General features: G+C 47.6%; 27 protein-coding genes. 5 read left to right on the top strand and 22 right to left on the bottom strand.

Annotated elements, in window-relative coordinates; translation table 11 throughout:
- Position 1: 1 nt before the first annotated feature.
- The 7 genes from M4D81_RS15390 to M4D81_RS15420 form a co-directional block, all read right to left on the bottom strand.
- Entirely contained in the window at positions 2-730 is a 729-nt protein-coding gene (locus M4D81_RS15390) for a metal ABC transporter ATP-binding protein (RefSeq protein WP_260067156.1), read from the bottom strand.
- Position 731: 1 nt separating this feature from the next.
- Positions 732-1,703, bottom strand: coding sequence for a metal ABC transporter solute-binding protein, Zn/Mn family (locus M4D81_RS15395; protein ID WP_260067157.1), 972 nt, complete (start codon positions 1,701-1,703; stop codon positions 732-734).
- 439 nt (positions 1,704-2,142) lie between these two features.
- On the bottom strand, positions 2,143-2,739 hold the full coding sequence (locus tag M4D81_RS15400; protein ID WP_260067158.1) for an AAA family ATPase: 597 nt from the start codon (positions 2,737-2,739) through the stop codon (positions 2,143-2,145).
- A gap of 15 nt (positions 2,740-2,754) precedes the next feature.
- Positions 2,755-3,201, bottom strand: a complete 447-nt coding sequence (locus M4D81_RS15405) for a GNAT family N-acetyltransferase (RefSeq protein WP_260067159.1) — start codon at positions 3,199-3,201, stop codon at positions 2,755-2,757.
- A gap of 19 nt (positions 3,202-3,220) precedes the next feature.
- Entirely contained in the window at positions 3,221-3,649 is a 429-nt protein-coding gene (locus M4D81_RS15410) for a GNAT family N-acetyltransferase (RefSeq protein ID WP_260067160.1), read from the bottom strand.
- A gap of 9 nt (positions 3,650-3,658) precedes the next feature.
- Positions 3,659-4,051, bottom strand: coding sequence for a VOC family protein (locus M4D81_RS15415; protein ID WP_194542538.1), 393 nt, complete (start codon positions 4,049-4,051; stop codon positions 3,659-3,661).
- 4 nt (positions 4,052-4,055) lie between these two features.
- Entirely contained in the window at positions 4,056-6,170 is a 2,115-nt protein-coding gene (locus M4D81_RS15420) for a penicillin-binding transpeptidase domain-containing protein (protein ID WP_260067161.1), read from the bottom strand.
- A 216-nt stretch (positions 6,171-6,386) separates the two neighbouring features.
- Between M4D81_RS15420 and M4D81_RS15425 the strand changes: the two genes are divergently transcribed.
- Positions 6,387-7,751, top strand: a complete 1,365-nt coding sequence (locus tag M4D81_RS15425; RefSeq protein ID WP_260067162.1) for an aminotransferase-like domain-containing protein — start codon at positions 6,387-6,389, stop codon at positions 7,749-7,751.
- Between the two features lie 43 nt (positions 7,752-7,794).
- Here the strand turns inward: M4D81_RS15425 and csaA are convergent, their stop codons facing one another.
- The 3 genes from csaA to pdxR form a co-directional block, all read right to left on the bottom strand.
- Positions 7,795-8,124, bottom strand: coding sequence for a chaperone CsaA (csaA, locus tag M4D81_RS15430; protein WP_260067163.1), 330 nt, complete (start codon positions 8,122-8,124; stop codon positions 7,795-7,797).
- A gap of 180 nt (positions 8,125-8,304) precedes the next feature.
- Positions 8,305-9,180 (bottom strand): arylamine N-acetyltransferase family protein, encoded by an 876-nt coding sequence (locus tag M4D81_RS15435; RefSeq protein ID WP_260067164.1) that lies wholly within the window; start codon positions 9,178-9,180, stop codon positions 8,305-8,307.
- Between the two features lie 103 nt (positions 9,181-9,283).
- Positions 9,284-10,711 carry a MocR-like pyridoxine biosynthesis transcription factor PdxR gene (gene pdxR / locus M4D81_RS15440; protein WP_260067165.1) on the bottom strand — a complete coding sequence of 476 codons (1,428 nt, stop codon included), beginning with the start codon at positions 10,709-10,711 and terminating at the stop codon, positions 9,284-9,286.
- A 347-nt stretch (positions 10,712-11,058) separates the two neighbouring features.
- Here pdxR and M4D81_RS15445 point away from each other — a divergent pair, with 347 nt between their 5' ends.
- Both M4D81_RS15445 and M4D81_RS15450 read left to right on the top strand, forming a co-directional pair.
- The gene (locus tag M4D81_RS15445; protein WP_397376697.1) at positions 11,059-11,613 is read left to right on the top strand and encodes a thioredoxin family protein; all 555 of its coding nucleotides are present in this window, start codon (positions 11,059-11,061) and stop codon (positions 11,611-11,613) included.
- 251 nt (positions 11,614-11,864) lie between these two features.
- A complete protein-coding gene (locus M4D81_RS15450) occupies positions 11,865-12,797 on the top strand; it encodes an L-lactate dehydrogenase (protein WP_260067167.1) in 933 nt (310 codons plus the stop codon).
- Positions 12,798-12,883: 86 nt separating this feature from the next.
- Here the strand turns inward: M4D81_RS15450 and M4D81_RS15455 are convergent, their stop codons facing one another.
- Positions 12,884-13,471 carry a LysE family transporter gene (locus tag M4D81_RS15455; protein ID WP_260067168.1) on the bottom strand — a complete coding sequence of 196 codons (588 nt, stop codon included), beginning with the start codon at positions 13,469-13,471 and terminating at the stop codon, positions 12,884-12,886.
- Between the two features lie 118 nt (positions 13,472-13,589).
- On the opposite strand from M4D81_RS15455, the gene M4D81_RS15460 reads away from it, so the two are divergent.
- A complete protein-coding gene (locus M4D81_RS15460; protein ID WP_071220691.1) occupies positions 13,590-14,144 on the top strand; it encodes a helix-turn-helix domain-containing protein in 555 nt (184 codons plus the stop codon).
- 56 nt (positions 14,145-14,200) lie between these two features.
- Here the strand turns inward: M4D81_RS15460 and M4D81_RS15465 are convergent, their stop codons facing one another.
- The 7 genes from M4D81_RS15465 to M4D81_RS15495 all read right to left on the bottom strand — a co-directional run bounded on the left by M4D81_RS15465 (position 14,201) and on the right by M4D81_RS15495 (position 21,100).
- Positions 14,201-14,977, bottom strand: a complete 777-nt coding sequence (locus tag M4D81_RS15465; protein WP_260067169.1) for an ABC transporter permease — start codon at positions 14,975-14,977, stop codon at positions 14,201-14,203.
- Between the two features lie 15 nt (positions 14,978-14,992).
- The gene (locus tag M4D81_RS15470; RefSeq protein ID WP_260067170.1) at positions 14,993-15,772 is read right to left on the bottom strand and encodes an ABC transporter ATP-binding protein; all 780 of its coding nucleotides are present in this window, start codon (positions 15,770-15,772) and stop codon (positions 14,993-14,995) included.
- A gap of 13 nt (positions 15,773-15,785) precedes the next feature.
- Positions 15,786-16,739: an ABC transporter substrate-binding protein gene (locus M4D81_RS15475; protein WP_397376701.1), complete on the bottom strand. Its 954-nt coding sequence runs from the start codon at positions 16,737-16,739 to the stop codon at positions 15,786-15,788.
- Between the two features lie 52 nt (positions 16,740-16,791).
- Positions 16,792-18,246, bottom strand: coding sequence for an aryl-sulfate sulfotransferase (locus M4D81_RS15480; RefSeq protein ID WP_260067172.1), 1,455 nt, complete (start codon positions 18,244-18,246; stop codon positions 16,792-16,794).
- A gap of 28 nt (positions 18,247-18,274) precedes the next feature.
- The gene (locus M4D81_RS15485) at positions 18,275-18,817 is read right to left on the bottom strand and encodes a MarR family winged helix-turn-helix transcriptional regulator (protein WP_260067173.1); all 543 of its coding nucleotides are present in this window, start codon (positions 18,815-18,817) and stop codon (positions 18,275-18,277) included.
- Between the two features lie 286 nt (positions 18,818-19,103).
- Positions 19,104-20,477: a hypothetical protein gene (locus tag M4D81_RS15490; protein ID WP_260067410.1), complete on the bottom strand. Its 1,374-nt coding sequence runs from the start codon at positions 20,475-20,477 to the stop codon at positions 19,104-19,106.
- 140 nt (positions 20,478-20,617) lie between these two features.
- Positions 20,618-21,100, bottom strand: coding sequence for a GNAT family N-acetyltransferase (locus M4D81_RS15495; RefSeq protein WP_260067174.1), 483 nt, complete (start codon positions 21,098-21,100; stop codon positions 20,618-20,620).
- 203 nt (positions 21,101-21,303) lie between these two features.
- On the opposite strand from M4D81_RS15495, the gene M4D81_RS15500 reads away from it, so the two are divergent.
- Positions 21,304-22,425, top strand: a complete 1,122-nt coding sequence (locus tag M4D81_RS15500; RefSeq protein ID WP_260067175.1) for a DUF4261 domain-containing protein — start codon at positions 21,304-21,306, stop codon at positions 22,423-22,425.
- Positions 22,426-22,603: 178 nt separating this feature from the next.
- Here the strand turns inward: M4D81_RS15500 and M4D81_RS15505 are convergent, their stop codons facing one another.
- The 4 genes from M4D81_RS15505 to M4D81_RS15520 all read right to left on the bottom strand — a co-directional run bounded on the left by M4D81_RS15505 (position 22,604) and on the right by M4D81_RS15520 (position 25,322).
- The gene (locus M4D81_RS15505) at positions 22,604-23,044 is read right to left on the bottom strand and encodes a helix-turn-helix domain-containing protein (protein ID WP_260067176.1); all 441 of its coding nucleotides are present in this window, start codon (positions 23,042-23,044) and stop codon (positions 22,604-22,606) included.
- Between the two features lie 160 nt (positions 23,045-23,204).
- Complete coding sequence (yedF, locus tag M4D81_RS15510) at positions 23,205-23,432, bottom strand: sulfurtransferase-like selenium metabolism protein YedF (RefSeq protein ID WP_100536992.1); 228 nt, start codon at positions 23,430-23,432, stop codon at positions 23,205-23,207.
- Positions 23,422-24,630, bottom strand: coding sequence for a selenium metabolism membrane protein YedE/FdhT (yedE, locus tag M4D81_RS15515; protein WP_397376698.1), 1,209 nt, complete (start codon positions 24,628-24,630; stop codon positions 23,422-23,424). The genes yedF and yedE overlap by 11 nt, the downstream gene beginning before the upstream one ends.
- Before the next feature lie 191 nt (positions 24,631-24,821).
- The gene (locus M4D81_RS15520) at positions 24,822-25,322 is read right to left on the bottom strand and encodes a DinB family protein (RefSeq protein ID WP_260067177.1); all 501 of its coding nucleotides are present in this window, start codon (positions 25,320-25,322) and stop codon (positions 24,822-24,824) included.
- Positions 25,323-25,325 lie beyond the last annotated feature (3 nt).

Genomic DNA, 25,325 nt, shown 5'->3' on the forward strand with positions numbered 1-25,325 from the left:
GTTACGCCTCCTTCATCCAGCGAAGCGAACCGCCGTAGGCGCGGTATACATGTTCCTTCGTGAATACATCTTCCGTCTTCCCATGCGCAATGACCGTACGGTTCAGAAGCAGCACATGGTCGAAATAATCCTCAACCGTTTGCAGATCATGATGGACCACCATGACCGTTTTACCGGCCATTTTCAGATCCTTCAGCGTGCTCATAATCGCCCGCTCGGTTGCCGCATCAACACCAGCTAACGGTTCATCCATGAAATAGAGGTCGGCATCCTGGACAAGCGCCCTAGCGAGGAATACGCGCTGCTGCTGTCCGCCGGAGAGCTGGCTGATCTGGCGGTCGGCAAAGTCCGCCATGCCCATTTGATCCAGCGATGCCATCGCTTTTTCCTTATGGCTCATGTTCGGTCGTTTCAGCCAGCCCACCCGGCCGTATAGACCCATCATGACAACATCCAGTGCATCGGTCGGGAAATCCCAGTCCACGGATCCGCGCTGCGGCACATAGCCGACACGGGTCTTGATTTTGCTTAAGCTTGATCCAAAGAATGACACATTCCCGGACAGCTTGGGGTGAAGCTCCAGCATGACCTTTAACAGCGTTGATTTACCGGCACCGTTCGGCCCGACTATGCTGGTTAAAGAGCCTGGTTCCACATGAAAGGAGACATGGTGGAGCACTTTATTTTTACGATAGGATGCATTAAGGTCTTGAACTTGAAGTACAGACATGTTATTCACCACTTCCTGTTAATGCATGATAGATGGTTTCGACATTATGACGATACATTCCGACATAAGTTCCTTCCGTTGTTCCCGCTTCGCCCATGGCATCGGAGAAAAGCTCTCCTCCAAGCTTTATATCCAGCCCATTCTTGGCAGCACCTTCAATAACGGCATTAATGGAAGCTGGATTGACGCTGCTCTCAACGAATACGGCGGGCACCTTGTGCTGCAGCAGGATATCGATCGTTCCGTTAATGTCCGAGAGGCCGATTTCATCCTCCGTACTCAATCCTTGCAGTCCAACTACCTCCAGACCATGCAAGCGGCCGAAATACCCAAAGGCATCATGAGCGGTAACCATCACCCGCTGTTCTTCCGGAATTTGACTCAACTTATCCTTGGCCTCGGCTTTCAATTCATCCAGCTGGGCAAAATACTTCTGCTTGTTCTCTTCAAAAAAGTCAGCATCATTCGGAGCAAGGGACTTCAGCTCCTCTACAGCCGAATCCAAAGACACTTTCCACAAATCGATGTCAAACCACACATGGGGATCAATGGCCTGCGTATCATCCTGCAGCAATTGATCCTTCGGGATGGCATCTGCAATCGCCAGTACAGGTTTGTTCTTACCGATCTGTTCGAATATTTCCGTCATGTTGCCTTCGAGATGAAGCCCGCTATAGAAAATAACATCGCCACTATCCAGTTTCTTGATATCGCCTTGGGTAGCATTATATAAATGCGGATCGACGCCAGGCCCCATCAAGCTCAGTACCTCGACCCGATCTCCCCCTATAACGGAGATGGGTTCCGCAATCTGTCCAATGGTTGTAACCACTCGAATTTTCTTATCCCCTTGCTCACCCGCTGTTCCTTCCTGCTTCACTTCTCCCGAAGCGCACGCGGTTAACACCAGCAGCAAACTCAGAATGGCGGCTGCCCCTAATAATATCCTGTTTCTATTCGTTCTCTTCTTCATCTTCTTCTCCTCCACTCCACATCAATAATGAGTTTGCTCAATCCTTAGACGATCCCGGACATTCTCAAACCTCGTCCTGCCGTGATCCAATTATTTTGCTCTGACGCAACTTTAATTCCCATGTACAAAAAATAATCCATCTTTAGGATTTTGTCAATGGAATTTTATAATTTTGCAGATCTCCTTCTAATGGGTTTCTCCATTTCTTCTTGATTTCATAGAGAATATTCGTACATATATAGCTTGTTTTTCGTTAAGGAAAAATATTTAGCTGCATATAAAATATTTTGGGTGTGAGATTTTCTGTTACCTTACAGACAGAAAAAGACGACTTCCCAATATGAGAAATCGTCTTTTCTTTAGTTATATTCCCGCTATCGCTAAAACTCTACACTACAACTTTCGAATAAACCTTCAAATGTCATAATCCATCCACTTGTTATCCAAAAAATCGGATGTGCGCAAATTTGGTTTTGATTCGATCGAGTTTCTTCTTGGCGGAGCTGCGATGATCAGGCAACAGCTTCACATTTGCCAAAACACCGATCGTTTCGACCACTTCATCGATCGATAGATGATCCGTGTCGATATGATGCTGAAACACTTCATTCGAGAATCCGCTGATACACCGGTCAATTTGTTGTGCGGCCCATGAATTCGAACCTTCTCCTCTGCTCCGCAGCCGTCTAAGGAGCACTCCCTTGGAAGCGCACAAAGTAAAATGCTGTACTTCCACGCCATCACGTCTCAATTGACCAACGATTTCATCGAAATATTCCGCGTTTGTAATGGTCATCGGAGCAATAATCAATTGGTCCGATTCCTGATCCATATACTTAAACATGGAGTAATTAAACTCCCTCCACATCGGATAATGCTGAAAGTCGTCGCGTTTGGCATCCCTTGGCACATTATCGCGAATGAAGTAACCTGCATTCTCCGGATCGTACACGTGCGAGTTCGAGATTCTTCGCTGAAGCTCATGCGCAGCCTGGGTCTTGCCCGAGCCAAATGCGCCGTTAACCCATATAATCATAGATGATCCCCCTTCTTAACAGGGCAAGCTTTTATAAAACCCTTTAATGATACCGTCCTCATATCCGAGGGATTTATAGAATTTATGACTTTCGGCTTTCTTGCTCCCAGTAACAAGTGTGATGAAATGACAACCTCGTTCGATAGCAATTTCTTCAATGCGCATAATAAGCTGTTTACCGATTCCTTTACGCCGGTAAGCACTGGATATAATTAAATTCTCAATCATCATGAAGAAATTACAATCACCAGTCAGATCGTAGCATTGTATCCCCATAACCGACCCAATTAATGAGCCTTCCTCATTCTTCGCACCGAGCAAATAATAAAGATCGTTTTCTTGTATTTTTAAAAATAGAGATTTCATTTTGATTGCGTCAACGGTACTCTCATCCAACTCTTCATATAACAGGATAAGATCATCTAAATCATCATAATGAATACGACGAATACTAACCATCATAAACTCCTTATTATTTCAACTAATCCTTCCGGAGAAAATCCGGCATCCGAGTCAATGTTTTTCCATGATCGCGGACAAAACCGTATTGCTCATACAGACCATGGGCATCCCGCGTTGCCAATATACCGAATACATTTCGGTAATCCTCGTGGGTCGTAATCGTTTCGATTAATTTCTTCCCCACGCCAATTCCACGATATGCCTCATCCACAAATACATCACACAGCCAATAGACGGTTGCGCCATCACTTACCACGCGAGCAAAACCGATCTGTCGGTTGGCGTAATATGCCCCGAAGCACGTAGAACCTTCTAACGATGTTTTGATTTTTTGGTCAGAACGCTCATTAGCCCAGTAGCTTCGCCGCAAAAAATGTACAATGGCATCCAAGTCCAACAGCGAAGGGTCGCTGCTGATAAGGACCTTCTTCATATCAATGTCCGACATCGCACCCACCTAGTCCTTTATCCCGGAGCCAAAGCCAATGACGTAGCCGTCTGGATCTTGAATCGCAAAATCCTTCCACACGCCCCAGTCCGCTTCCATGAATACAGGTTCCTGTGCCACTTCGGCCCCCCTGGAGGTCAGTTCTTCATACAACGCATCCAAATCATAATGTGTACCCACGTAAGCGTATGTATCCCAGCGCGTCGCATGGTCCTTCCCCGCTGGATTGGGTGTGACATCAGCGCGGGATTCCGCCTGAATCAGCTTGAATCCGAGCGCAAAATCATCCCTTACCGCCCATACGTCATTCACTTCACAACCCAGTACTTCTTCATAGAACTGTTTGGAACGGGTAAGATCGGATACCAATCGAACTTGGACTGAGAATTGAATCTTACTCATAAGATCATCTCCGACTAGTTTTATTCCATATTACAACCGTCCAATTCGCATAACAAGAGCTTTTCGTCAGCTTATTTTCAAGGATATTTTTTTCGTAATATTTTTGCAAGATCGGCGCGACTTTGTTCACCACATACCCGCTGCCTCCCCGATCTTCAACATGCTCTATCATCATCGCAAGGAGGAGCTTGGACTCCCTCGTGTCAAACGCAACGAACCATCCGTTCTCCTGTCCTTTTTCGCCTTTGTTGATTTTCAGTTCGGCGGTTCCCGTCTTCCCTGCAAGCTCAATACCCGATAGATCAGCGCCGTGTCCGCTGCCTTTTGGATCCTGAACCACATCGACGAGCATACGCTTGATGATTCCGGCAGTGTGCTCATCCAACACCTCTCTTGTCTTCTGAGGCTTGTTCTCCTGCTCTGATAAATCCAGTACAGGCTGAATCAGCTTCCCGCCAGTAATGAAGGGGGTATAGGCCAAAGCCAAATGTAAAGGACTCATGAGCACTTCCCCTTGGCCATATCCGGAGTCCGCGAGTTGAATTTCGTTCTTGATCCCCTCATTAGCCAAGCTTGCTTTCGGGAAAGGGAATGGAAGCGGCAAACCCTCTTCGAACCCGAATTTTACAGCTTCCTTCAGAAAAGGATCCGCACCCATCTCCAATGCTTCCTGCGCCAGATAGATGTTATCTGAATACACAAGAGCATCTCTCAGATTCAGAACGGGTACTTCCTTCACGCGTGTCACGTAATAATTTCCCCAGCTCGGGTCTTTGGACCAACGCAAGCCGTGGATCTCCCTGACCTTTCCAGGGGTAGTGACCCCGAGCTTCAGACCAACCGCAGCCGTGATCGGTTTAAATACCGAGCCTGGAGCGTACAGCTTCGTGAATCGATTCAATAGCGGTTTATCCGGATTGTGGTTCCACTCATCCCACTGCTCTGTCGATAATCCAACAATGAAAGCATTGGGATCATAGGACGGGCTGTTAACCAATGCCATGATTTCCCCGGTCCTGGGGTTGATGGCGGCTGCGGTACCTGCATCCTCACGAAATGAAGCAAATATGGATTTTTGAAGTTCAGCATCAATGGTTAAACGAATATCCTGACCATCTACTGCTTCCTTCTCGGCTACGATTTCTTTGACCTTACCCGAGGAATCCACGATCGAGATCCGCTTACCGTCCCGGCCACGCAGCACTTCATTATATACCTGCTCGGATCCTGATTTACCTATAAGTTCAGTCGGTCCATACTGCGCCTCGGGCGCATGGGCCAAATCCTCCTCTGTCACTTGTCGGATGTAGCCTGTTAGATGTGCTGCCGCCGCGCCGTAAGGGTAGACTCGAGCACGTTCCTTCTTCTTTACAACGCCTGGCAGATCACTGTAATCCATTCTGCCCTGCTGGGCATTGAGGTTCAAGATGGGTACGAACAGATCGTCTTTCACCCACGGCGCATCAAGCTTACGCTTCATAATCTCGGTCGAAATTCCCAGGCGTTCAGCTAATTCAACCAAGGTCTGTTCTCCATCGGCGCCGAGCTTACCGGGAACGATACCGATGACCTCAATCGTGCCATTAATGGCCAGACCGTGACCGTTACGATCCAAAATCTCGCCCCTGCTGGATGGTAACGTCTGCACGTTCACCTTATCCAAGGCATCCATAGCCGGCAATATCAAGGAAGGTTGCCATACCATTCGCCAAGACAGCTTCTTAGTCTCGGTTGGATCGCCCTCTTGTAATAGCTCAAACGAACCTTCTGCCTGCACCCGACCTGCCGATGTTTCCAATTGGATTTGATAGGGATAGAACACCCGCTCTTCCCTTGTTCCGCTTGCTTCCTGAGCCGTAAAGTCTGTCGTGATGGTGAGGTCTTCTGCTCCAATCCCCTCATAAATGTTCCGAAATCGCGTTATAAAATCCTCTTTTGTCATCTTCTGTCTGGACTCCAGTGACAACACATCATACATCGATTCGTAGCTGCCCTGCTCCCACCATTCCACATACTGTTTCACAATTTCTCGCGGATCCGATTCCTTGATTCGGTCACAACCCGTAAGGATTACCATCACAATCAGGCACAAGAAGAGCCATATCCATTTTAAATGCATCGATCCCACTCCTCAACCCTGGTATTAATCGTCATTACATCGTTCTCCTAACGATGAAAATGACCATGATCAGCACACAATCCATTCCAATCAACATCAACAGCAATATCGAACCAAAGCATGCTGCATTGTAGAGTATACTTATAGCATATTGTTGTGAGAATGCATGTTTTCCGGCTCTGTACCCGTACAGATCGAATGGAGGTATAACAAGATATGAAATACACCGACATTATTCAGTCAGTTGAACGCCAAATACTGGATGGTTTATTGAAACCCGGCAGCAAACTGCCATCCATCCGCGCTTTGACAGAATCCTTTTCATGCAGTAAAAATACAGCCTTACGGGCCTATGCTGAATTGGAAAAGAGACATATTGTCTATGCTGTTCCCAAGAGTGGTTACTATGTCGTGGAGGGCAGAGGTAACATAACTCCCTCGAACCCAGCGGACCAAGTGATCGATTTTCGATCGGCGGGACCTGATAAAACGGTCATGCCCTACCGAGACTTTCAGCATTGCATGAACCAAGCGATCGAAATATATCAAGAAGAGTTATTCACCTATTCCCAAATTCCGGGTTTGCAGTCACTTCGTGTTGAGTTAGCCCGGCATTTACTCGACTTGCAGGTCTTCACGGCTCCTGAAAGGATCTTTGTTGTGTCCGGTTCGCAGCAAGCGCTGCATCTGCTGGTCTCCCTTCCTTTTCCTAACGGAAAGAACAATATTTGTGTTGAGCAGCCCACGCACTTTAGCATGATGGACTCCCTCAAGATTCATCAAGCCGTGACATACGGGATTGAGGTTACGAAGAACGGCATCGACTTTGGGCGGTTGGAGGACATTTTTAAAACCAGGGATATCAAGTTTTTCTATACGGTCTCAAGGTTCCATAACCCTACAGGCTACAGTTACTCCAATGTGGAGAAGAAGAGGATTGTAGAGCTTGCGCAGAAGTATGATGTCTATATCATCGAGGATGATTATATGGGAGATTTGGATCCGGATTCGAAACATGATCCGATGTTTGCCTTCGATCCCTCTGGCAGGGTGATCTACACGAAGAGCTTTTCCAAAGTCATGCTCCCCGGACTACGGCTGGGCTTGGCTGTGATCCCCGAAGCGATGAGTGAAATATTCCAGCGGGCGAAGCACGCGGCGGACATACACAGTCCGGTGCTCATGCAAGGCGCACTCGAAATTTATCTGAAGAACGGGATGTTCCGAGCACATATTCAGAGGATGAGGCAGACCTATAGTAAAAAAGGGGCTCTGCTCCAGCAGGCTTACCAAACTCACCTGCCACCTTTCTTATCCTTTACGGGTTCGCCATCCGGATTTTATTCCACGATCCAGCTGCCAGAACCATTAAAAGCATATCAATTGGTTAACTATCTGGAGAATGAGAACGTGTATGTTCAGGATGCCAGCAGCATGTTCTTGCCTGAGTTTAAGAACGAATCCATGATACGACTAAGCGTATCTCAGGTGAAGGAGGAACTCATCGAAATCGGTGTTCAGAAAATTGCGGAAGGAGCGGCTGAATTGTTGAAGAGACGCAGCGAGGTGAGGTTCATCTAGTCGGTCCAAGCCGCAAGCGACCGCACCGACTGATGAAATAGGTTTAAGCGATGGGAGTGCCATTCGGCAGATCAACATCCGGCTTCAGAAGCACAACGTCTCCCTGCTCCGGTACCCCGCCGAGGACAAGCACTTCGGATTGAAAGCCAGCTATGCGTCTAGGCGGAAAATTGACGATAGCGACAACTTGATTACCTATGATGGTGTCCGCATCATATCGATTCGTAATTTGGGCACTGGTGCGCTTGATCCCGAGCGGGCCGAAATCAATCTTCATTTTGATGGCGGGAACGCGCGCTTCCGGGAATGGCTTTGCTTCCACGATCGTCCCGATCCGAATATCCAGCTTGGTAAAATCTTCGATGGTTGCCATGACTATAGATCTCCTTACAGCTAGGTTATGAAGCAATAAGACAATGCTTCACAACACGAATTTTATGTACCATCTTATCATCTGCGTTTCCGGGTATTCAAGTGACAGATTGGTTTAGCATGTTCTATGCCGCTGAGGATCAGCTGGGGAACTAAAATAAGGTGAATCATTCGGTGTCTTCTATGCTCGCTCATTCTCCATAAGCTTCTTCCAATTCTGATGCTGCCTGTTAACCTTATCCCATATCAGGTCCCGTTCGATCATGGAATAGTTGACGAGCGGCTCATGAAATATGTCCGCCAGGATCTCGAACCATTCCGACTTCGATGAAATCTCTACCTTATCCAGGGTATTGCCGCTCCACTTTCTCCATATGCAGCCTTTGAGCTCGTTCATGCCCTGCTCGTGCCGTTGCCTAACAATGAACAGCTCCATCCACGGGGATTCCGGTGATCGGCTATAAAATGCATGGTTTGATTTAAATAGTTCCAAGCTGTTCACAACATCAGGGGCATAATCTACGCCTACATATGAATAATGGGGATCATGGATCAGCCTCCAGCCATCATCCGTTATGCGAGACGGCTCAAGCGTATATTGAAAAGGTCCCTGTATGTATTCCCCGAATTTCAATGGGATCGGTTCCCATGGCATATCGCCAAGTCCGACATCCACGAGCCACCGCTCTTCTTCCCCAAGTTGTTCATTCAATAAACTTACCGTTATCCCGAGATGGAAGCCGTTAATCCGTGGTTCTTGCCCTAAAGGCTGTACTCCTGCCCGATGCCAATATACCTTATAACCTAAGGCTCGAAGAAGCGCGGTAAAGGCTCCATTCAGATGAAAACAATAACCGCTTCGATGATGGATCATAAGTTGTACCGATTCCTCTATATCGATGGATGTCGGTTTCCCGGCAAAAATATCCAAGGTCTGCCAAGGTATTTGTGCCACGTGGGCTTTATGCAGCTCGAATAAATATTCCTTCGTCGGTTCCTGAATATCCGAAATGCCTAAACGGTTTAAATATGCCCTTACCTCACTTTGGGTGATCATAGCATGCACTCCTACTTTTTTTGCTTATCATAAACAAGGAACTGACCCTTATGAAATGGTCAGTTTCAACATTTTATAAAAGACAGGTATAAACAAGCCGTGTTCAATCCATGTTCCAGGCCTTCTGCAGAAGCCGTATCCCCTTTTCCATGTCAGCTGCGTTCAAGCTTGCAAATCCCATATATAACCTCGGGAACATATTCGCATCTTGCTGATGGTTCATCCACATTTTTCGCAGGTCGTACACGATAACCCCGACGTTTGCCGCCCTCTGAATCAATTCCTCCGAGGACACTTCTTTTTTGACGATGAGCTGAATATGGAGCCCTGAATTCTGACCCGTAATTTCAACAAACCTGCCGAGATAAGTCTCAATCAACTCAATCAACTGATGATGTCTCTTCCTGTACAGATTACGAACTTTACGAATATGACGGTACCAATGCCCCTGTTCAAAAAACGCGGTCATTGCCCACTGTTCCACGCGTGAAGGGGCAAATAATACTTCCTGACGTTTGTGGGATATGTGATTCAGCAGCGCCGGTGGCAGAACGAGATAGTTCATACGCAGTGTCGGAGTCAACACTTTCGAGAACGTGCCGGCGTATATGACCCGCCCATTATGATCCAATCCTTGCAGGGAAGGAATCGGTTTTCCCTGGTAACGAAACTCACCGTCATAATCGTCCTCGATAATGTATGCATTTCTGGTATTGGCCCACTCCAGTAATCGTTCCCGCTCCGGATAAGGCATGATGCTTCCCGTCGGGAATTGGTGAGATGGCGTTACATATACGAGCTGTGCGTGGCTGCTCTCCAGCTGGTCAAGCGAGATTCCCTTATCACTAAGCGTAATCGGAAGTAAATCACAGCCATTCAAGTGAAATTGATCTCGTACCAAGCTGTAACCCGGCTCCTCAACCGCAATATGCTTAAGTCCTGGAAGTACTCTCGTAAGTAGCCCCATGCTATAGGCCGTGCCGGCGCCGATCACAATTTGATCAGGTGTTGAAATAACCCCTCTGGAATTTCGCAGATATTCCGAAACCACGGTGCGAAGCCCGTATTCGCCCTGCGGATCCCCATACATTCCCATTTCACTCACGTGCTGTTCCAACGCTTCCTTGAGCATTTTATTCCAGGTTCGTACCGGAAAAGACGCTTGATCTAATCGAGTGGGATTAAAGTCAATAACGCCTTGATCTTGATTCAAGTGCCCGTTGGAATGCATAACTGACATCGTTGTTATAGAGGGGGTCTGCTGTTGATGATGGTGAGATAGTTCCTTGTATGGATTTATGACATATAGCCCCGACCTCGGTTTGCTGATCACATACCCTTCTGACGTTAACATTTGATAAGCCGTCTCGATCGGTGTTTTGCTTATATTGAGCTGAAGCTGGAGGGCGCGAACGGAAGGCAATCGTTGTCCGTCGGGAATGACCCCATTACGGATACCCTCACGAATTTGCAGATATAACTGCTGGTATAATGGGAACTCGCTTTGCTCCGGTAGAAGAATATCAAACAAGTGGGACCACCTCAGGCATTATATTAATAAAATTTACTGTCGTAATGGTAGGTATGTTTAATGAATTATACATGAAACTCAGCCCATGTAGCGCATCCTATTTCACGAATCGCTTCATTCGGTAACACAACCTTCAGTATATCTGACTTTCATAAACAGATAAAAACTGACCATTTCTGTATGGTCAGTTTTGTCTTAAGCTAACGTTAAATTGGATGTATCTCAATATGAATCTATTACGTTATGAAAGGACGTATGATCCTATGTCTCATCCCCTCCATCTCCAACAAAAGATCGGCCAGGGTTTAACGCCTCTCCAATTCATGGAGAATATGAAGATTCGGGAAATGAAATTGAGCAGAATCCCAAATACGAAGGAACTATTCAGACAAGTATATGATCGCTTCCAGTGGGAGAACAAAGAGACCGAGCGATTCTTTACTTCTGAGCGAAACCCATTCAACCATCTGCACTGCCTGATTCTCTGTACGGATTGGTGCCCGGATGTCATATGGAATGTGCCTGTCCTATTTAAAATATTGGAATATAGCCGAATTCCGTCCGACGTGCTCATCATGGAAGATCATATGGAAACAATGGACCTATTTCTAACGGATGGCGGACGCGCACAGCCGATTGCTGTCTTCCTCCATGCAAGCACAGGAGAAGTACTCGGAACTTGGGGCGCTCGTCCGGCGTATATCCAGAACGTTATGGATGAGTTCAAGAGGAACCACCCCGATAAACAAGCTGCATCCTATCAAGAGCAACTGGACCAAACGTACATGAAGATCGGAGAGCTATACCATGAGGGTAATGAATATCAGAGGGTCATGATTCAGGAAATAAGGCAACTGCTTGCTTCGTTTATACCTGATAGAATTACCGATAATAACCTGTGACCGCGTTTGGCATAAGCGTGATCCCCTCCCCTGATGAATGTGTATGGTTTCTGACAGTGTCAAAGTTAAAAATGAACACACAGGATGAAATATATCACAATCCCGCTGCTTAAATCTTCCTGAATATGTTATCATTACTATCGATGAAGCCTTAGGGATTCACTGTTCCGGCAGCCTTTTATTAGGGTAATTCATCAGAAGTATACCATTCACCAAATTTCATTAACTCAGTACAAGGGAGCGAAACACTTATGACACAAAATGGAGCTCAGCGTCCGTCCCGCGTGGTGATCATCGGTACAGGAGCTGTGGGAGCAACGACTGCGTACACCTTATTCTTACGCGAAAGAGTATCTGAACTGGTATTAATCGATGCGAACCATGACAAAGCGCTTGGTGAAGCCTTGGATATGAATCACGGCCTCCCCTTTGCCGGAGGCGTCAAGCTGTGGGCTGGAGATTACAGCGATTGCAAGGATGCCGACATCATTGTCATTGCCGCAGGCTCCAACCAAAGACCCGGCGAGACGCGAATTGACTTATTGAAGCGAAATACGGCGATATTTGACGATATTATCCAAAACATCGTGAAATACAATGACCACGGCATCATTCTTGTGGCTACGAATCCGGTGGATATTCTCTCTTACGTCACGTTGAAGAAGAGCGGCTACCCGGTCAATCGCGTGATCGGCTCCGGTACCTTGCTGGATAGCGCCCGTTTCCGGTATTTGATTGGTCAAAACAAAGGCATTAATCCGCGCAGCATTCACGCCCATATCGTCGGGGAACACGGTGATTCCGAATTGCCGCTTTGGAGCATTGCCAACATCGCGGGGATCGGAATCGATCTGACTGACGGTGAAAAAGAAGATATTTTCGACCGCACCAAGAATGCGGCTTATGAAATCATTAACGCCAAGGGTTCCACCTCCTATGCAATCGCGTTGGCACTCGATCGGATCATCGTCTCCATTTTGCAAAACGAAGGTTCCGTTCTCAATGTATCCACGCTGCTCACGGACTACCACGGTGTGTCTGATGTATACTTAGGCGTGCCTTGTGTGGTTGATCGTACAGGCGTTCGGGAAATTCTGAATCTCGAGTTTAATGACGAGGAATTAACCCAATTTCATGCATCTGCTAACAAACTGAAAGAGCAGATCTCCAACATTTTCGAATAAAACAAAGCAAGGCTTTCCGGATGTGTGATTCGGGAAGCCTTGTACTTTTGGCTGAGGTGCGATGACCTTACGATGTAGCTAGACAATCAGTTCGTGGCATAAATAGAAAAGGCGCTGTAAAGCAGAAGCAATCCCATCGATATATTAAACGGGCGCTCATATCGAGATAACAGATGCTGGAACAGCGAACCGAATAGCGCCCAGGTCATGTTGGCACAAATGCCGACGATCGTGAGCAAGAACGAGTAGGATATCAACTGGGCATGGGAAGTAGAGATCGGCATGACAAAGGTCGATACAGCTGTTATCCCGTATAAAATAACCTTCGGATTCATGAACTGGAAGATGAACCCGAAATAAAAGGTATTGAATCCACGAGCCTTATCATCTGCATGAGAGGGCTTGCTCTGCATGATTTTTATGGCAAGATAGATCAGATACACGCATCCGATGATATTCATAACAAACCTGATCTTCGGGATGAATGGATATAATACCAGATTGAAATAGCTGGACAACAGCATAATGACCAAGCATCCAGCTGCTACCCCTCCGATAAAGCGCATCGTTTTCTTAAATCCGTGGCTCCGTGCATTCGTCATCGAAATGATGTTGTTGGGTCCGGGCGTAAATGAAGCGACAATCGCATAGGTAAGCAGCGCAACGATGAACACGCGCTCCCTCCTTTCGCGTATGTTATAGTAGTAATAATTGTACGTTATAGCGTCTGTACGTTATGATTATACAATATGTATGTTATAACGCACAATCCAAAAAAGGCGGTGTTTGATGTTGAAGCCGATTCATTTAGTATTGGCGAATAATATGAAGCTGCTAAGGGAGCAAAGGAAGCTAAGCCTGGATAAAGTCGCGGAGATGACCGGAATCAGCAAAACGATGCTGGGCCAGATCGAACGAGGAGAATCGAGTCCCTCTATTACAACCGTATGGAAAATTGCGAACGGGTTAAAGCTCTCTTTTACGTCTTTGATTAATGAGCCTCAATCCGAAACGGTCGTGGTATCTCAAGAAGAGGTGCAAGCGCTGGTGGAGGATCACGGAAAAGTTCGAATTTATCCTTATTTCCCTTTTGAGGAAGGGCGGCGCTTTGAAATGTATTCGTTAGAAATGGACTGTGGCGGTTATTTAAGTGCAGAGGCTCACATTGAGGGGACGGAAGAATTTATTACTGTTTTCGAAGGAGAGCTCACCATTCGTGTCGAAAACGAGGAATATACGGTGACTCCTGGTAAATCCATTCGATTTAAGGCCGATAAACCGCATGTTTACCATAACTCCGGCGCCTCCATGAACCGATTAAGTATGGTGATCCATTATTCCAAATGAAAAAGCCGCAGCCCCTTCATAAGAGGGAGCTGCGGCTTCGTATAATAGTACTACGTTCATCTACGGAGTGAGTTCGTACTGACTACCCCGTAACGGGACAACCACTTGCGCCCCAGCAGACCTACGGCACGGTCCGTTATGAACCCCATCAATCCCAGACAAATCAAACCGACAAAAATCCAATCCGTACGGAAGAACAAACGTGAATTCCAGATCAGATACCCCACGCCTTCATTCGAAGCAATCATCTCTGCCCCGATAATCGCCATGAACGAGGTTCCCATGGCAAGCCGGATGCCGGTGAACATAAATGGGATCGTTGCAGGAATGATGACATGTTGCACAATCTGCCACTCGGATGCCCCCATGCTGCGGGCGGAGCGAATCTTATCCTCTTCTACGGATAACACACCCGTCAACGTATTTATTACCACAATAAAGAAGGTTGCATACATAATAAGCATAACTTTCGATGTTTCCCCGATGCCGAACCAGACCAGAAACAAGGTGATGAAGGCAATCGGCGGAATGAACCGGATGAAATTGAGGAACGGTTCGGCGAAAGCGCGGATCGGCCCCACCTTCCCGATGATGAGTCCGGCCGGAATTGCAATCAGACTACCAAGGGTCCAGCCGAGCAGCACCCGGTATGAACTGATCCCGATATACTGAATCAGGGTGCCGTCCATCAACAATTCATATCCGCCCTTGGCGGTATAGATAGGACCCGGCAGAATTTCGGGCCCATACGCAAGGGAAAGCAAATGCCAGACGGCAAGACCAGCAATCCACACCAGGATATGAAGCGACCATTTCTTAATTTTCTTGCTCATGGGTTCCCTTCCTCTCTACTCGTCAAAATGCGATTGAATTTGGTTATACAGCGCATGGAAAGCCGGATCAGATATATCTCTCGGATAGGCGAGAGGCACCTCGTAGATATCCGTTATTTTTGAGGACGGACCCGCTGACATGATGCCGATACGTCCTCCGAGTAGAAGAGCTTCCTGAATATCGTGCGTCACGAAGATGACGGTTTTATCCGTGTCCTGCCATATGCGTACCAACTCTCTTTGCATCGTCCGTCTTGTCATCGCATCCAATGCGCCGAATGGTTCATCCATGAGCAAAATCGCTGGATCATTGGACAATACCCTTGCCAGCTGTACCCGTTGTTTCATACCGCCTGACAGCTCGCGTGGATATTTGCTCTCATGCCCCGCAAGACCCACTAACGTAATAAACTGACTGGATATGTCCTTTCGCTTCGCGGGAGGTATTCGCTTCATCCGAAGTCCAAATTCCACATTTTCTCTTACGGTCAGCCATGGGAACAAGGAGGAGTCGGCTTGCTGAAATACGACGGCACGATCCTGGCCCGGACGGTCCACCTCCTTCTCGCCTACTCTCACCTGACCCGAAGTCTTGGATACAAAGCCGGCGATCAGACCAAGCAGCGTCGACTTGCCGCACCCGCTTGGACCCAGCAGAACAAAGAACTCGCCGCCTTTTACCGCCAAGTTGACGTCCTGGATAATATAGTGCAAGTCACCTGCCGAGGTTTGCTGTGCGTAACTTTTATTCAACTGTTCAATATGGATTTCATTCTGCCTTGACGCTGCTCTCATCGTCTTCATCTCCTCACTTCAGTTCAATGACTCGATCCGGGAATGCTTCCCTCACCAAATCCAGATTCAATTTCTCGTTCAGCTCGAAATCCTTTTCGATGATGCCGTTATCCACCATATATTCCTTCTGTCCCCGTAATCCTTCGTAGGCTTTTTCCGTAAAACCAAGATTCCATGGATTCTTCGGCAGATCCTTTAGCGTCGCTTCTCTCGGCTGCTTGACTTCTTCATACATCAGATCCGCCGTTTCCTCCGGATGCGCCTGGGCATAAGCTGACGCCTCATCCAGCGCTTTCAGCAGCGCTACGAAACCTTTCTTGTTGCCGTTGAGCAATTCATTCGAAGCGATCAATCCGGTACCAAGCCTTACGGGTGTCTTAGACATATCCGACATTTCTTTGGCTTCGGTAAGCGCACCGAACTTCTCGTTCAGCACTGCTCCATATACCCAGGCGGCGTCAATGTCGCCTTTTTTGAGAGCTACATACGCCTCGTCGAAACCTCCCTGTCCGATCAGCTCCACGTCCGAGAGCGCAACTCCGTTTTCGGCCAAATACACATCCCATAGATAGGGGATGAAAGTGCCTCTTGAGAAACTTAACCTTTTCCCCTTGAGATCCGCAGCGCTTCCAATCTCTTTACGAACGAACAGCTTCCATTCGCTCGCACTTAAATCCGTTGCCGTTCCTGATGAAGCAAAGATGGAGTAATCGCCTTTGCTGACAGCGTTCAGGAGCGGGAAGTCCGCTCCGAACGCAACGTCTACCTGTTTAATGAATAAGGAGTTCACGCCTTCAGCCGGCGTAGCGAAGTTTACCAATTCGGCATCAATTCCGTGTTTGTCGAAGAAACCCTTGCTCTTTGCTACACGAAACACGGTATTGGTTGAAATGTCTGCGATTTTCAGTTTGAGCCGATTCCCCTGCTGCTCACCCGAAGCATTGCCGCACCCGCTTAGCATACTCATGATAAGAATTACCGACAGCAGCCGAAAACTCCATTGCTTCAAAGATTGATGTCTACTCATCTCGATCCCTCTCTTTTTGCACGACTTCATCCGTTCTGGCCACGCAAAGCGCTCCCTCACCGTATGAGATTGTACCTTCGACTTCCACACTTGTAACGGCACCTCTCGGCGCGGCGCCCGGCAGACGGTAATCGGCAACATCCAGCGGGGCAATCTCCGTCTCAACGGGCAATTCAAGCTGAGGAACCCATTCATATGGAACCCGGTATGCGCGATAGACCATGTTGGAGTTGCGGCTGTTTTTATAAGGCGAAATATATTCCCACACCAGCTCGAAAGCTCGTGTCACTTCGAATATTCGTCCGTCAGCCCCTTCGGTAATCAGGGTGTTGCCATTGGGTAGCCGCTGTGCCGAGCTGATATACGGGCTGTAAAAGCGGTAAGAGTCAAGCGGAGCCTGGAATCCGGCTTCCGTCGGCGTATATTGCCATTCAATCTCTAAAGTCACGGGGTTGATTTCCAGGATGCGCGAATGGTCACGCCGAGCTATTTTCAAACCATCCGCCGCTTCCGGATTCGGCTTTCCGTAACCGCCCCAACCCCCATTATCAAAGATCAAAATGTTACCCTCGCCCGGAAGGCCCTGCGGTATGAGATGGGCATGATGCTGGCCGATAATCCAGCCGATATGCTTCGTTTCCTCCGTGGAATAATCCGGGCCAAGCTTCCAGACGATGTCCCCGGTTTTTTTATCAATGATGGCAATAATATTCGTTTCCCTGGCATCCCAGATTATATTATCGGGATGAAAGCGTTCGTCTCCCGCATCATAAAATCGGTTAGGCCCGAGCACCGAAGCCGAATTAATGTGCATCCAATCGCCCGCATGAGCTCCAAAGCCGCGGGTGTTCGGATCGCGGGATAATGCGAGCTTTGCATCCTCATCAAATCCCAGTTCATCAAAGTGATCGCTAACGGCCCATTCCCACACCACATTTCCTTCCCAATCCACTTCGATGATCGTATCATCCAGCAGCTCGATGTCGGATATCTCGGGACGCTTCACATTCTTGTGAGCCAGGATGAGCGTATTGCCCGAATCCACCTTCGGATCTTGCCCTGGAACATAATAACCGACGGGATTGCCCTCACGCTGATAATCGTGATGCTGGCGTGCCATCCACTGCGGCGGATGCCCCGGATCCTCTATGTATTCATAACGGTCAAATTTCCAGACGATATTGCCGTCCCAGTCGACCTGCACCAGATTGGTTTCATCCTGAAACCCGTATTTCGGGTCGCGCTCGGAGGTGCTTCCCAGCACGTAACCACCCGGAAACAGCTTGTTGGGAAATCCTCGAAGCCCTTTCCACAGATGAACCTCTCTCCCATTCATGTCAATGAGGAGAGCTCCTGTATCCGCTGCTTGATATATCGTGTAACCGCTCCAAGTCTTCTCCGGATTATAAACCGTTGTACCTGTTGGATAAATCGTCGGGTGTCCCATCGTCACAACTTCCTTTCAAATTTGATTTTTAGTAAGAAATAAAGGCATTTGATCGTTTCACGGAGCCACGATTACCTTGTGCATTTCTTTCGTTTGGCTCGGTAAATAATGCACACTGTTGAAGCACAGAATCCGAGAAACCTTCAAGATGTTCACTCAGCTGTTTAAAATAATGAATGAGTTCCCTGAGCTCCTCGTGCGAGAATGCGCCGAAGATGAGGTCAATCATATACCCGCCAACATTTTCATTACGCTGCAGCATCTCTCTTCCTGCTTCTGTAATATCTAAGGCAATCGCTCTCCGGTCCGTCTTGCTACGCCTTCTGATCGCGAACCCGGAAGTCTCCAGCTTATCGGATATCGCCGTTACAGCTCCGGATGTGAAGTCGAGTTGTTCCGCCAGCTCGCCAAGCCTCTGCTCTCCATTCCGGTATATCGTGTTGAGAATCAACAAGCCTGGCAAGGTTATGCCTTCTACCGAAATCTTGTCACGTTCTTTGACAAACCTGCGTACCACTTTGCGAAAATGCCAATCGGCCTCCTCCAACAAGTCCCAATTCTTATCTTCCATGTCGCTCCTTTCTCGGGTCATGAACCTCCGTTTGCCGGTCCTTATCCCCCATCGCTAACTCTTGAAAATACAGAAAGACCCCCATCTACCCCTTTCGTCGTACTAACGACAAAGGAGTAAACAGGAGCCTTTGGTGGACCAATCGGCTGACATCCTTCAATGCTAAGATAATGAATGATCATTTAATGATGACTGAAGTGGTGATTCCTGTGGCTAGATTAAACCAATTAATTCAACCTGTCAAGTAGGGATTAAACAAAATTCATCCATGTAGCAATGATTAGCATTATAAAAACGACAACCGCGCACCCATTTGACGGATATGGTTGACGTCAGCAAACAAGATAAAATAATTGTAGAACGTTTCCCCGATTTGGACAGGGCGGGGGTATCTTACGATCAGGGCGGACTGCTTATTCATCTCGGCTGGCTGATCGGCTGACGGGAAGATGAAACACGCGTCTTGATGTTGCACCTTCACATCGATAATAGTTGGTGATGAGCCGTAAGGCATTAATGGATGAAAAGCTTCGGCGTGGCATACTTCGGTAATAGGGTCACTTGATGAAATCGCGGATACCTGAAAAAAACCGTCGGCCCCTTCGTATCTTTCATCACTTACCTGACGCCAGTTTGCAGGATATGGAAAGGATACCCGGTAAACGAGGCTGGTGAAAATGTTTTCCGGAAGCCTTCTGGCGCGAGGAGACCACTGCACGGCGGTAATACGCCCGCCGCTGACAACGTTCACCGGCATCTGATCCCTGATATCCACGATCCAGAGCTGACTAGCGCTTTCAACACCTCCGCATCCCGACAAATATGCGATTTTCGCACCATCCGGCGACCACCCGACAGGGGTGGCAAAACAGTCGGAAACCGCAATCGTCCTTTGATTCTGTCCGGTGCGGCTGTCAATCTGGATAAGAGAATAATAATATGGCTCTTCATAAGCGGTTGCGCTGTAGGCGATGTTCTGGGAATCCGGTGACCATGACGGAAAATAGTTTTTGGCGAGCGGTCCGCCTTCCAGCGTATAGACGGTTCCGGTTGCCAAATCGACAGTTGATATCAGGGAGATGCTTGCACCAGGGAATGTATAGAGTGCGAAGGCACCGTCCGGGGATATCCGAACGTTATGGAGCGGTCCATTCGTATTCCGTGTGATTTGTCTCCGATTACTGCCATCGCTTTGCATGCGGAAGAGCTGCGTAATGCCACTGGCATCCGGAGCCGCAAATAGAAGCTCTGTACCCGAAGGGAACCATTGGACATCGCTAGCTCCAGGCTCTGAGATGGTATAGCTCCGATGTGTGAACGTATCATAAACGACGATTCGGCCATTTTTAACATAGACCAGAGACCGATTGTCAGGAGACCAGTCCAACAGCGTGTAAGGTTCGATTTGGTCGATCCTGGCTACGGTATGCGTGGAGGTATCCAGCAAATGGACCACATTTCCAATTCCGATAAATGCAATCCTCCTGCTGTCCGGCGACCAATAGGGAACGGAGAATTCCGCGCCAAGTCCCCGGGTAAGTTGAACATGAAGTCTATCCTGCGGTCGGTACAGCCAAATGTCGAACGATCCGGCACGATTCGATGTATAGGCGATCCACCCTTGATCTAGATCATGAGAAACAGCTTGCAAGGCCAACATCCTCTCTTGAATCATCTGATACTTCAGATATATTCAGTGGAGGACGGTTAGGCGACCGTCCCGATCGGATTTATATCGAGCTTCTTCATCTTTATTTGAATGGCTCATCATGCGTATGCGTCGTATTTTCAAACGAGCTGTTAGGCATTAAATTCAATTGCAGGGTTACCTGAAAACGTTGTTTCGGAATATTCGCCGATCGTGTATTCTGAGATGATTTTGATCCAAAATGCCTGGGCTGACCGATTTTTTTCCAACCAGGCAATACTCCACTTGCCCTTAAACATTTCGAATACTTTAAAGGCTGCTTTCTTACCAATTGCCTGCTTTCGGTATTTTTTTAAGATGAAAAATTCCGCCATGGAGTACTTTCGAGAGGAATCCCTTGCTGTTTTTATTTCTCTCACCAATACAAATCCGGCCAGCTTCCCTGATTGTATAACAAAGTAAGGATACCGCCCCTCTTCCGTCCAGTAATGGTCTAAATACTTATAATCGTACAGACCATATTCATTAACGTCATTCTCACTCTCAGCTTCATATTGACTCATATCGTATTGATAGAGTTCCATGAGGTTACGTAATACTGTTTTCTGTTCATATGAAACCTTTAAAAGTTCCACATGTCCACCTCCTTGATCTCTGTATGGATGTAAAAATATATTCAACATGGTGTATATGGATCCTACCCATATTTGAGAAAACGGCGGTCGAGGATCATTCTCTCATTGGTAATTATTTGCCTTTTTCTAGTATTGCTCAACTCCGTGATGATTGGTAGAATATAACAGTTATATTATCGTACATATATAAGGAGAGGAACACAATGAAAGTTCAACAACAAGCAGCAATGGATTCCATGATCGAATGGCTGGCAAATGAACGAGAGCTCGGTCATAAGCCCAGCAAAATCGAATTAGCTGGGGAATTCGATCTTCACGACATGCATTATTATATTTTCAAATATAAAAAGACCCTGTTTGGCAAATGGCTGGTCGGTGTCTGTGGCGGTTATGAAAATCCGTCAGACACCGAGCATTGCGGACATGTATTCAGTGAGATGCAGCCTTATCATTCTGCCACGGCGGAACAAGAAGCTGTAGCCATGGTTAACATGATTCGTGAGTATTGGATGAAGCAGGCGGCACTCTATGAGGCAGGGGAAACTCCAGAGGATACCCCGATGGACTCCAATGAATCATCCGGTATATTTAACGGCTTCGTTCTGTTGAATTCATCGGAATGCGACCTGGAGCAAATCAAGGCAAATCTTCAGCACGATTGGAATATTTCCTCTTCCCCGGAGAATGGCAGCTCCGAAGAGGAAAAGGAAGGTATTCTGGTCTTTGAAGCAGACGGCTGCATGGTCGCGGTCAGCTTCGTTGATGCTCCGGTACCGGATGGCGAGGCTGAGCATTACGCGCAAGGAAATTACCTGTGGCCAGAGGCTGTAGAGGTAACCAAAACCCATGTCAGTCAGCTTATTCTGGCTGTGTTTTCGCGTGCTGCCTCCCCGCTTGATAGCGGCAGGATGTATACCAAGCTGGCGGCGAGCTGTTTGAAACTGCCTAATGCCGTCGGTCTCTATTCATCCGGCACGGTATTTCAGCCCGAGCTCTTTGTGGAAATGGCTGAAACCATGAAATCCGACGATCTGTTTCCGCTGTTAAATCTCGTATACTTCGGGCTCGTACGCACGGAATCCGGAGTTAATGGTTATACCTATGGACTCAGAGCCTTTGGTAAAGACGAGATCGAAGTGCTGGACAGCCAGGTAACACCTGCCGAGCTTCGTGAATTCCTGATGGATATTTCTTTATATATCGTTGAACAGAACGTCACACTTAGGGACGGGGAAACCATCGGCTTTTCGGCGGAACAGAAGCTGCCGATTATGCGTTCCGAGGGGATTTATCTTGATGGTGACACACTTAAAATCAAGTTCTGATTCAAATGTGATCTTTCACATTAAAAAGGCTCTCCAAGTTATTCAAAATAACTTGGAGAGCCTTTCAAACTCTACAGCTTGAAATGGCGATGTTCCCTTGAGTTTTTATATAACCGGCCAAAGCTGACGCCTTGACATGACACCCAGACCCGTGCAACGTTCATCGTTTGGATGGCAATTACTCATCTTCCTCCTTGAATGTCTGCGCATTTAATATATCCTCTGCAAACTGCAGCACGCCTTCGCTTTTCATAATGGCAATTCCCTTCTGCGCCTCGTCTCCCAGAACCACCAGGCTATCCCCGGGGCGTATATCGAATATATCCCTGGCTTTTTTGGGAATTACGATCTGACCACGTTCCCCGACCCGTACCATGCCGAAAATATGTTTTCCCTTCGGACGCAGGCCGATGTCTGAATGCTTATCGGAATAATGGACCAGATCATCCAATACCACGCCATACAGATCCGCAAGAGCTGTACAATGTTGAATATCCGGTACAGTCTCTCCACTTTCCCACTTCGCCACGGCTTGTCTTGAAACGCCGATCTTTTCGGCAACTTCTTCTTGGGTGAATCGGTGCATCTTTCGCAATTTCTTCAAATTCATATTAATCATATGGAGCTCACATCCTTTGTTCTCATTATAAAGTCATTTTCCGAGTTAACCAGTAATTAAGGATAACATCTCATGTTGCTTTCAGTTGCGTCAGAACAGTCACGCATGAAAAAAGCCCCCTTCTAGAAGGGAGGCTTTTTACGCAATTATGATTATGGTATTACGCCTGGATAAACAGGCTGAATTCCTGGCCGTTTTTGATCGGCTCCTGTGCCATGGTATAGCCGTGTTTAACGACTTCCTCAGGCACGTTCCGAAAAGCGGACGGACAGTCCGAAATGACCTGAAGCGTCTGCCCTTTTTTCATATCACGGAGTGTTTCGAGTGTGTAGATGACCGGGTAAGGACAAGATTCCCCCCGGAGATCAAGTGTGAAATCAACGGACATGGGTTGCATCCCCTTTCTTGAATCCAACGCCGAAGCGGTAGTTTTTTTGCCAGTATGCGGCGACAGCGAATCCGCCCCCGAGTACAAGCAGCGTAATTATCAATGCACCAGCCGGACCCATGACGGTGATCAGATTGACAGGCGAGCCGCTCTTCACGAGAAGGTTAAATACCCCCATATGATCCCATGCATATGCCAGAGCAGTTGCACCTATTATATTGCCGATAAACACGGGTAAAAAGACAACTTGTCCCTCCATCAGCCGGTACATCATGCCGGTTTCGCAACCTCCGGCCATAACAATACCCAAGCCGAAGAGCAATCCGCCGATAAAGGTGCTTGGGGCGGCAATTTTTGTAATCGGGTCCAGACCGTATACAAGAATAACGATAAGTGTAGCGACAGAGCTGACTGCCATACCGACGGCAATCGCTTTTGTCATCGTAGCCCGGCCGCTGATCCACAGATCGCGGAAAGCGGAAGTAAAGCAGATCTGGCCCCGTTCGATCAGAATACCGAATGCCGCTCCGAAAAGGGCGGCTGTTCCAAGCATCGTGTGACCAGTTGCGTAGAAGTATACGATCAGCGCGATGTAGGCAAGACCTAGCACACCCCCGAATAGGGGTTGCCTGTTCTTACCCGGTTTAACGGAAGGCGCGGTACCTCCCATTTTCAGGACGGGCTTCCCTTTCCACCATCTTGTGTTAACCAACCGAGCACCTAAGAATGTGCCCGCGCCGGTAGCAACGATAAAGATCCAGGAATGAAGGGAGAATTGTGGGACGCCGGTAAAAAAGGCTGCGAGATTGCAGCCCAGAGCCAGCCGGGCTCCGAAGCCCGCGATGATTCCTCCTGCAAATCCCTGAACGTACCGCCGTTTCTGTCTCGGCATTCGGATCTTGAAATTGCTGCTCAGCAGAATCGTAATGAGGGCTCCGATAAACATGCCCCATACGATCCAGCCGTCGGTCCGCGTCCAAGTCGTTCCGTTCATATGTACGAGGTCGAAATACGCCCAATCCGACACATCCACCCCGATGAATTCCAGAATATGTCCCCCGAGACGGGTAAACTCACCGGTTACCGCCCACACCGTATGGGTGATTCCGAAGTAAACCGCGCTGAGAATACCGGCCAAAGCCATAACCAGATATGGGCTCCAATAACCTCCGAACCATGTTGAATATAACTTTTTCACTTGCCTCAATAACTCCTCTTCCTTAAAGTCACGACACTCATCTATGGCAAAACCCGCAATTTCCATTTTACTATAAAAACTGCAATGCGGGGATGATATTTGTTCATGTAATTACATCTTAAAAACAAAAAAGCCGCGATTGTTCGCGACTTTATTGCGTGTATGTTCTTGTTATTCGAGTTCATTCATGTTCAAAGCGGCGGGTTGGCTACTCCCATTTGTATCCAACCTTCCTTTGAAGGACCATATACCGCAGGGATATTCAATCCAGCCTGACGCATAAGAACGGTAACCTGCCCTCTATGATGAGCAATGTGTTTAATCAATCCCATAAAGATGGTAGCATTTGATTCCTGACGTCCAAAAGCATTTTGAATTTGTTTTAAACTCTCATCCGTCCATTGTCCTTCCAGAGCCGTCGCTACTTCTGAACTTATTTTTCTAAAAGTTTCGGCGATTTGTTTCGCGGCCGGTACATCATCTGAATCTTGCACCTGATCGAGAACAAGCCCGAATTCAGTCAAATATTCAGGGGTGTTCGTTACGAAATGCCAAGCAATTCTCCCCAGCGTCCTGCCTTCAGGATATACCTGCTGTTGTAAAGATTCATCCGTCAAACTGTCTAACACCTTTTGTGTTAATTCTGCTTCCCTCTTCCATTCTGTAATAAAATCAGAAACGGTTGTATACATGAT

Origin of the sequence: Paenibacillus sp. p3-SID867 (assembly GCF_025142895.1) — a bacterium.
Lineage (GTDB): Bacteria > Bacillota > Bacilli > Paenibacillales > Paenibacillaceae > Paenibacillus_AQ.